This window comes from Streptomyces sp. NPDC057543 (assembly GCF_042801895.1).
In the GTDB taxonomy this organism is placed as follows: Bacteria; Actinomycetota; Actinomycetes; order Streptomycetales; family Streptomycetaceae; genus Streptomyces.
Genome location: NZ_JBHVFF010000388.1, coordinates 1 through 6,488 on the forward strand (window position 1 = coordinate 1; position 6,488 = coordinate 6,488).

The 6,488-nt window shown below is 69.4% G+C and carries 5 protein-coding genes and 1 pseudogene; all 6 read right to left on the reverse strand.

Annotated elements, in window-relative coordinates:
• Positions 1 to 150 precede the first annotated feature (150 nt).
• The gene (locus tag ACFU8Q_RS37755) at positions 151 to 921 is read right to left on the reverse strand and encodes a DUF3159 domain-containing protein (protein WP_384463555.1); all 771 of its coding nucleotides are present in this window, start codon (positions 919 to 921) and stop codon (positions 151 to 153) included.
• Between the two features lie 3 nt (positions 922 to 924).
• Entirely contained in the window at positions 925 to 1,341 is a 417-nt protein-coding gene (locus ACFU8Q_RS37760; protein ID WP_384463558.1) for an OB-fold nucleic acid binding domain-containing protein, read from the reverse strand.
• A 145-nt stretch (positions 1,342 to 1,486) separates the two neighbouring features.
• On the reverse strand, positions 1,487 to 2,179 hold the full coding sequence (locus tag ACFU8Q_RS37765) for a response regulator (protein WP_384463567.1): 693 nt from the start codon (positions 2,177 to 2,179) through the stop codon (positions 1,487 to 1,489).
• Positions 2,180 to 2,249: 70 nt separating this feature from the next.
• Positions 2,250 to 4,793 (reverse strand): DUF4118 domain-containing protein, encoded by a 2,544-nt coding sequence (locus tag ACFU8Q_RS37770; RefSeq protein WP_384463561.1) that lies wholly within the window; start codon positions 4,791 to 4,793, stop codon positions 2,250 to 2,252.
• A gap of 672 nt (positions 4,794 to 5,465) precedes the next feature.
• Complete coding sequence (locus ACFU8Q_RS37775) at positions 5,466 to 6,143, reverse strand: potassium-transporting ATPase subunit C (protein WP_384463564.1); 678 nt, start codon at positions 6,141 to 6,143, stop codon at positions 5,466 to 5,468.
• A 23-nt stretch (positions 6,144 to 6,166) separates the two neighbouring features.
• Positions 6,167 to 6,488 (reverse strand): annotated as a pseudogene (locus ACFU8Q_RS37780) (potassium-transporting ATPase subunit B); the annotation flags it as partial.

Sequence of the window (6,488 nt, forward strand, 5' to 3'; positions counted from 1 at the left end):
GCCCGGAACCTTGCGAAACGGTTCCGGGCCCCTTCCGCGTCTGTCCTGGGGTCCTGCTGTCCTGCTGTCCTGCTGTCCTGCTGTCCTGCTGTCCTGCTGTCCTGCTGTCCTGCTGTCCTGCTGTCCTGCTGTCCAGAGATTCTGGGCGGTTCAGTACTCCTGGTGTGGTGCCGCGGCGGCGGCCGCTTCCACTTCCGCCTTGCGGGCCTTCTCGGCCTCCTCCTCCGCCTCCATCTCGGCGAACACATCGATGGGTGGCGGCGCCTTGGCGAGGAAGACCCAGGTCAAATAGACCGCGAGCAGGAACGGGGGGATCTTCAGGGCGACCAGGATCCAGCCGAGCTGGGTGGTGTCGGCCCACCAGTACAGCGGGAAGAGGATCGCGCACTTGGCGAGCAGGATCAGCCCCCAGGCGTAGCTGGCCTTGGCGTACGCCTTCTTGCGGCCGGGGTTCCTGGTGCGCCAGGAGAGGTTCTCCTTGAACACCGGCCCCAGGATCAGACCGATCAGGGGCACCCCGGCGAGGGTGGTGATCAGGTAGGCGAGGGCCAGACCGAGCGTGTAGAGCATGCCCGGCAGATAGAAGTCCTTGGCATTGCCGGTCATCATCGCGAAGACCACACCGAAGGCCACGCCGAAGACACCGCTGAAGGCGTGCTTGACGGTGTCCCTGCGGATCAGCCGTACGGCGACGAGAACCAGGGACACCACCAGGGCCGCGATGGCCGAGATGTGCAGATCCTTCTTGATCGTAAAAATCGTGACGAAGAGCAGCCCCGGAAGGACTGTCTCCACCATTCCCCGGACACCGCCGAACGCCTCGAAGAGCGCTGCCTCGGTGACCGCCTTCGCGTCGGCCTCCTGCTGGTCGGTGCGGGTGGTGCGGTCCGTGTCGGACGTCGGCTTGTCGAGAGACGTCACCGGCTACTCCTTGCCGAGTGGTCGGAGTTCGTATTTGGGGTTGAACAGCACCCGGCGTCCATGACTCATGGCGATCCGGCCCGAGGCGATGAGCCTGCGGCCCGGTTCTATGCCCGCGATGGAGCGCCGGCCCAGCCAGACCACGTCCAACGGCGCGGTGCCGTCGAAGAGCTCCGCCTCCAGGGCGGGCACTCCGGCGCGCGGCCGCAGGGTGACGGTCCGCAACGTACCAGTGACCTTCACGATCTGCCGGTCGGTGCATTCGGAGATCCGCGTGCACCCCGAGGCCTGCGAGTCCTCCTGCAGCTCCTCGGACTCCAGGTCCTCCTGGGAGCTGGACAGCCGGTCGAGCATCCGCCGGAAGCGGCCGGACGGCTTCGCCGCCTTGCCGGGCTTCTCGAATCGAGGAACAGCACTCATAACCGAAGGGTACCGGTCTCCTGTGCTCCGAGCGGGTGTCCCGGGTCTCACTCGAACGGGTTACTCGCAGAGGTTCCCGAACGGGTCGGTCACCCGGATGGCGGAGCGCTGCCCGTACGGTCTTCCGGGCTCCCGGCCTCCCCGTTCAGCCGCGCTCGAAGCGGTAGCCCATCCCCGGCTCGGTGACGAAGTGCCGCGGGTGCGAGGGGTCGGCCTCCAGCTTGCGCCTCAGCTGCGCCATGTAGACCCGGAGATAGTTGGTCTCGGTGCCGTACGAGGGCCCCCATACCTCCTGGAGCAGCTGCTTCTGGCTGACGAGGCGGCCGCCGTTGCGGACCAGGACCTCCAGCAGGTGCCACTCGGTGGGGGTGAGCCGTACGTCGCGGCCCTCGCGGTGGACCTTCTTCGCCGCCAGGTCGACGGTGAAGCCCTCGGTCTCGACGATCACCGTGTCGTCGGAGCCGTTCTGGCCCACCGGTTCGGCGCGGCGGACGGAGGCGCGCAGCCGGGCCAGCAGCTCGTCCATGCCGAAGGGCTTGGTGACGTAGTCGTCGGCGCCGGCGTCCAGGGCCTCGACCTTCTCGTCGGAGGTGTGGCGGGCGGAGAGCACGAGGATCGGCACCCGGGTCCAGCCGCGCAGCCCCTTGATCACCTCGACGCCGTCCATGTCGGGCAGTCCGAGGTCGAGAACGACGACATCGGGGTGACGGGCGGCGGCGAGCTGAAGGGCGGTCGCGCCGTCGGGCGCGGCGTCCACCTCGTACTTGCGTGCCTTCAGGTTGATCACGAGGGCACGTACGATCTGCGGCTCGTCGTCGACCACAAGCACCCGGGTCATGGGGGCCCTGCCTTTCTGCGGTACGGCGATCTCCCGGGACGCTGCGGAGATCATGAAGTGGCCTGCGGGGTCATGAGGTGACCTGCTCGGACAGGTCGGGGCTGACCGGAACGTATCCCGATGCCGCCTTGAGCGTCAGCACCATGGTGAGGCCGCCGCCGGGGGTGTCCTCGGCGTCCAGCGTGCCGCCCATGGACTCCACGAACCCGCGGGCGACGGCGAGGCCCAGTCCGACGCCCGCGCCTCGCGGGGCGTCGCCGTAGCGCTGGAAGGGCTCGAAGATGTGCTCCTTGGCGTCGTCGGGGACGCCGGGGCCGCGGTCGGCCACCCGGAGCTCGACGCGGGTGCCGAGCGCGCTGGCGGCCACGTTGACGCGTTCGCCGCAGGGGCTGTACTTGACCGCGTTCTCGACGATGTTGGCGACGGCCCTCTCCAGCAGCCCGGGGTCGACGTCGACCATCGGCAGGGTCTCGGGGATGTCCAGGTCCACGCTGCCCTCGGGGACACCACCGAGCGCCATCGGGACCACCTCGTCGAGGTCGATCTCGCGGATCAGCGGGGTGACGGTGCCGGTCTGCAGCCTGGACATGTCCAGGAGGTTGCCCACGAGGTGGTCGAGGCGGTCGGCGCCGTTCTCGATGCCCTCCAGGAGTTCCGCCTCGTCCTCGTCGGACCAGGCGACGTCGTCGGAGCGCAGGGAGCTGACGGCGGCCTTGATGGCGGCGAGCGGGGTACGCAGGTCGTGGCTGACGGCGGCGAGGAGCGCGGTCCTGATCCGGTTCCCCTCGGCGAGCCGCCGGGCCTGCTCCGCCTGGCCGACCAGGCGCTGCCGGTCCAGTACGACGGCGGCCTGGGCTGCGAACGCGCCGAGCACCCGGCGGTCCTCGGCGGGCAGCACCCGGCCGGAGAGCGCGAGCGCCATGTGGTCGCCGACGGGCATGTCCACGTCGGCGTCGTCCGGCCGGGCCACCGGGGCCGGTCCGACACTCCCGGCGCAGGTCCACGGATCGACGTCGCTCTGCCGCTCCAGCAGGGCGACGGACTCCATGCCGAAGGTCTCGCGGACCCGGTCCAGGAGCGCGTCCAGGGTGGTCTCGCCGCGCAGCACACTGCCCGCCAGGAAGGAGAGGATCTCCGATTCGGCGCGCAGCCGGGCTGCCTGGTGGGTTCGGCGGGCCGCCAGATCGACGACCGAGGCGACCGAGACAGCCACCGCGAAGAAGATCACGATGGCGACGAAGTTCTCCGGATCCTGGACGGTCAGCGTATGGGTGGGCGGGGTGAACCAGTAGTTCAGCAGCAGCGAGCCCGCGGCGGCCGAGGCGAGGGCCGGCAGCAGCCCGCCGATCAGGGCCGCCGCCACGGTCATGAAGAGGAAGAGCAGGACGTCGTTGGCGAGCCCGGGGCCACTGTCCAGGCCGATCAGGAGCAATGTGAGAAGGGCCGGTCCTCCCACCCCGACCAACCAGCCCCAGATGATCCGGGCCCGGCCCAGCCGGGCGCCGCGTGCGATGGGCAGCCCGCGTCCCTTGGCGACCTCTTCGTGGGTGACGATGTGGACGTCGAGGTCGGGGCCGGACTCGCGGGCGACGGTGGCGCCCACACCCGGTCCGTAGATGTACTGCCAGGCTTTGCGGCGGCTGGAGCCGAGGACGATCTGCGTGGCGTTCACCCCACGGGCGAATTCGAGGAGCGCCGACGGTATGTCGTCGCCGATCACATGGTGGAAGGTGCCGCCAAGGTCCTCCACGAGGGTGCGCTGGACAGCGAGCTCCTTGGGCGAGGCGGAGGTCAGTCCGTCGCTGCGGGCGATGTAGACGGCGAGGATCTCGCTGCCGGAGCCCTTGGCCGCCATCCGGGACGCGCGGCGGATGAGCGTACGGCCCTCGGGACCGCCGGTGAGGCCGACGACGATGCGTTCGCGGGCCTGCCAGGTGGTGCGGATGTTGTGCTCGCCGCGGTACTGCTGAAGGTATTCGTCGACCCGGTCGGCGACCCAGAGGAGGGCCAGCTCGCGCAGGGCGGTCAGGTTGCCCGGGCGGAAGTAGTTGGACAGGGACGCGTCGATCCGGTCCGGCTTGTAGATGTTGCCGTGGGCCATCCGGCGGCGCAGCGCCTGGGGCGACATGTCGACGAGTTCGAGCTGGTCGGCCCTGCGGACGACCTCGTCGGGGACGGTCTCGCGCTGACGTACGCCGGTTATCGCCTCGACGACGTCGCCGAGCGACTCCAGGTGCTGGATGTTGACGGTGGAGATCACGTCGATGCCGGCCTGGAGGAGCTCTTCCACGTCCTGCCAGCGCTTGGCGTTGCGGGAGCCCGGCACGTTGGTGTGCGCCAGTTCGTCCACCAGGGCGACGGCCGGGGCGCGTTCCAGTACCGCGTCGACGTCCATCTCGGTGAAGACGGCGGAGCGGTATTCGATCTCGCGCCGCCGGATCTGCTCCAGGCCGTGCAGCATCACCTCGGTGCGCGGGCGGTCGTGGTGTTCCACGAAGGCGACGACGCAGTCGGTGCCCCGCTCCACGCGCCGGTGGGCCTCGGCGAGCATCGCGTACGTCTTGCCGACGCCGGGTGCCGCACCCAGGTAGATCCGAAGCTTGCCGCGTGCCATGGCCCCATTGTCTTCTCTGAATCGGCTGCGGCCGATGCGGCAGCCGACTCGAAGCTACCCCGAGGATTCCCGACATATGGGACGGGGGGTGGGGTGAGGGACCGAATTGACAGGATTCTGACGCCCGGGCCCGGTGGGCCGGCCGGCGGGCGGCGTCGCCTTCAGTCCTCGACCCTGACCACGGGCCCGCGGGCCGGGTCCTCGGCGACGGCCGCGCGGTCCCGCCCGCCGGTGCTCGTCCCGCCGGTGGTCTCGCTCATACGTCTCCCCCCTAAAGCCCCGTGCGTGACTCCTCCGGTACGCCGCGTCGGCTTCTTCATCGAAGCCCGAGACGACCAGCACCGATGCCCTCATCGGCGTGCTGTGGAAGCTCGCCGCCACCCCTTCCCGGCGCTGCGACGTTCACGGTCCGGGTGACGTACGCCGGACGCCCCGATGCCGAGGGCCGGCACACCCTGAAGAACGGCGGCGCTTACGTGGCCGGTGAACCGCACGCCGCGACCTCCTGGTATCCGGCCAACGATCATCCCTCCGACAAGGCCACCTTCGCCCTCACCGCGACGGTGCCGGACGGCTGGACGGCCGTCGGCAACGGCCTGCCCGGCCCGGCCACCGTCGAGGAGCCTGACGGCACCCGGGTGTCGTCAGGCTCCCCGAGCCTCCTGGAGGTTCTCAGCCCTGGTTCGCCGAGTTCACCAACTGCTCGAGCGCGATGTTGAGCTGGAGGACGTTGACCCGCGGCTCTCCCACGAAGCCGAGAATCCGGCCGTCCGTGTGCTGCTCGACGAGCTTCTCCACCTGGGCGACAGCGAGGTGATTGCGCTCGGCGACGCGGCGCACCTGGAGCTGTGCGTACGCCGGGGAGATGGCCGGGTCGAGGCCGGAGCCCGAGGAGGTGACGGCATCGGCAGGCACATCGGTGGGGCTGACGGGGTGGCCGGGGACCGAGTTGTCCTTGACGACGGCGGCCTTGGCGGCGGTGACCCGGTCGATGAGTTCCTTGTTGTCGCCGGAGCGGTTGGTCGCGCCGGAGATGATCAGCTTGTACTGGGTGTTGACGCTGTTGGTGCCGAGGCCGTTGGACGGGCGCGGCTGGAACCACCTGAGGTCCGGGGCCGCGGTCCGCTGCCCCTTCTTCAGCGGCAGGTCGTAGCGCTGGCCCATGAGTTCGGAGCCGACGACCTTGCCGTTCGCGGTGATCTCGGAGCCGTTGGCCTTGTCGGGAAAGATGCCCTGGGCGACACCGGTGACGGCGAGTGGGTAGAGCACGCCGCAGACGAAGGTGAGGACGAGCAGGGCACGCAGCCCGGCCCAGAGCAACCGGGCGGTGTTTGCTACGGAGTTGTTCATGGCAGGTCAGCCGATTCCTAAATTCAGTTCAGCCCGGGGACGAGGGAGATGATCAGGTCGATGATCTTGATGCCGATGAACGGGGCGACCAGTCCGCCGAGGCCGTAGATCCCGAGGTTGCGCCGGAGCATCGAGTCGGCGCTGCTGGGCCGGTAGCGCACGCCCTTCAGGGCGAGCGGGACCAGCGCGATGATGATCAGCGCGTTGAAGACGACGGCGGACAGGATCGCGGACTGGGGCGAGGACAACTGCATGATGTTGAGTTTGTCCAGGCCCGGGTAGACCACCGCGAACATCGCCGGGATGATCGCGAAGTATTTCGCGACGTCGTTGGCGATCGAGAAC